This window comes from Chloroflexus sp., from assembly GCF_034435895.1.
Classification (GTDB): Bacteria; Chloroflexota; Chloroflexia; order Chloroflexales; family Chloroflexaceae; genus Chloroflexus.
This window is the reverse complement of the sequence record NZ_DAOTWH010000344.1, coordinates 1-2008: the sequence shown is the minus strand read 5'-3', so window position 1 is coordinate 2008 and position 2008 is coordinate 1. Positions and strand designations below refer to the sequence as shown.

The window sequence follows — 2008 nt, the reverse complement described above, 5'->3', positions numbered from 1 at the left end:
GGGCGTAGCCGCGCCGATCTGATCATCGAGCTGCGCCAGCGGTACCGCGCCTTTGAACAGCAGCCGGTCACGCTTACCTTCCGCGACCGGGTCTGGCAGCCGGCGCTCACCGAGTTGGGGGTAACATTTGACATCGAGCGATTGGTGAATGACGCCTTCGCCTTGGGGCGTAGCGGCGACCCCTTCACCCGCGCCCGCGATTTGTGGCTGCTCTGGCGCGAGGGGATCGATCTCAGGCCGCGGTTGGCAGTTGATCTGAGCCAAACGCAGCGGTACCTGCTCGGCATTGCGCCCCAGATCGAGCAACTCCCCGCTGACGCGGTGCTTAGCTTGGCCGATGCGCGCGTGATCGGCCAACCGAGCCAACCCGGCACCCAACTGCTCGTCGATGCCACCGCCAACGATGTGCTGCTGGCCGTGCAACAACTCCGCCCGCAGACGGTGCCGGTGCGCACCCGCCAACTGGCGCCGCTGATCGACGATACCGATTTGGTGGTGGCCCAGCAGATGGCGGTGCAGTTGCTCCGCAGCCCGATCGAATTGGTCGTCGAAGATCAGCGGATCGTGTGGCCGCCTGAACGGTTGGCCGAACTGTTGCAGGTGAAACCGGTTGACGGCCAGCTCGTCGTTCAACCCGATACCGAGCGGCTTACGCGCGCTATCGAGGGTTTAGCGCAGAGTATTGATACCGGTACCGCCGAACCGCGCTTGCGCTTCAGCGATGGCCGGGTGCAGATCGTCGCCGAAGGCCAGCCGGGCCGGCGCTTGCGGCAAGCCGAGGCCGTCACTGCCATCGGCGAGCTGCTGATGCAACCTTCACCGATCACCCGCACCCTCACGTTGCCGGTTGACCGGATCGAGCCGCAGATCACGGCTGCTACCCTCGATAGCCTCGGCATCGTCGAATTGGTGGCCGAAGGGCGCAGCAGCTTCGTTGGCTCAGCGCCGTACCGCATCACCAACATTCGCGCCGGTGCTGCCCGCATGAACGGCGTCCTCATCGCTCCCGGCGAAGAGTTCTCGTTCAACCGCCAGCTCGGCGAGGTCAACGCCGAAAATGGCTTCGTCGAGGGCTACGCCATCATCGGCAACCGCACCCAACTCGAATGGGGCGGTGGCGTCTGCCAAGTCAGCACCACCGTCTTTCGCGCCGCCTTCTGGGCCGGCTTGCCGATCACCGAACGGCATGCCCACTCGTTCTACATCAGTTGGTACGACCGGTTTGGTCTTGGCCCCAACGGTGACGGTCAAGGGCTAGACGCCGCCATCTTCACCGGTGTGCAAGACCTGAAGTTCGTCAACGACACCGGGCGCTGGCTATTGATGCAAACCAGCATCGACGAACAAGCGCAAGTGTTGGTAGTGCAACTGTACGGCACCCGCCTCAACCGCGACGTGCGCATCGAAGGGCCGATCATCGCCAACGAAGTGCGCGCGCCGAGCCAGCCGGTCTACGTTGATGATCCCACCTTGCCGCGCGGCACCCTGCGCCAAACCGACGTTGCCCGCAACGGGCGCGACATCTCGATCTACCGCATCATTACCGACGCCAACGGCCAAGAACGGCGCGAACTCTTCTTCACCCGCTTCCGGCCATGGCCGAACATCTTTGTCCGCGGGACGGGGTGAGGCGTAAACGCTCCCCAGCCGGCTGAGGGGTGCGGTGCCAGATTATACAATACTCGTGTCATTGCCAGCCGCCGCAGGCGGCGACGCAATCCCCCGCGAGCACGGGAACGGACTCTTTCCGTTGAAGGGGGAGATTGCTTCGGGGGCTGCGCCCCCTCGCAATGACAAATGGGTGCGCCCCCTCGCAATGACAATCGTTCACCCCCAATTGTCACGGTGGCACTCCCATGTCAATTCGTTGCCAAACTCGTTATCCAACATGCTATACTACTCCTCAAAGGAAAAGAAAGATGTTATCTATCCCCCTGAACAGGGGCGATCGGCGCGCCGTGAGCGCGCTGCCCGTCCTCGTGATGATGGCCCGCCGTCCCGAAGCGGG

The 2008-nt window shown here is 63.5% G+C and carries 1 protein-coding gene; it reads left to right on the top strand.

The window, feature by feature from the left end; translation table 11 throughout:
- Positions 1-1629 (top strand): VanW family protein (locus tag U9R81_RS18930; RefSeq protein WP_322496968.1); only part of this gene is annotated, 1629 nt, incomplete at its 5' end.
- Positions 1630-2008: the final 379 nt, after the last annotated feature.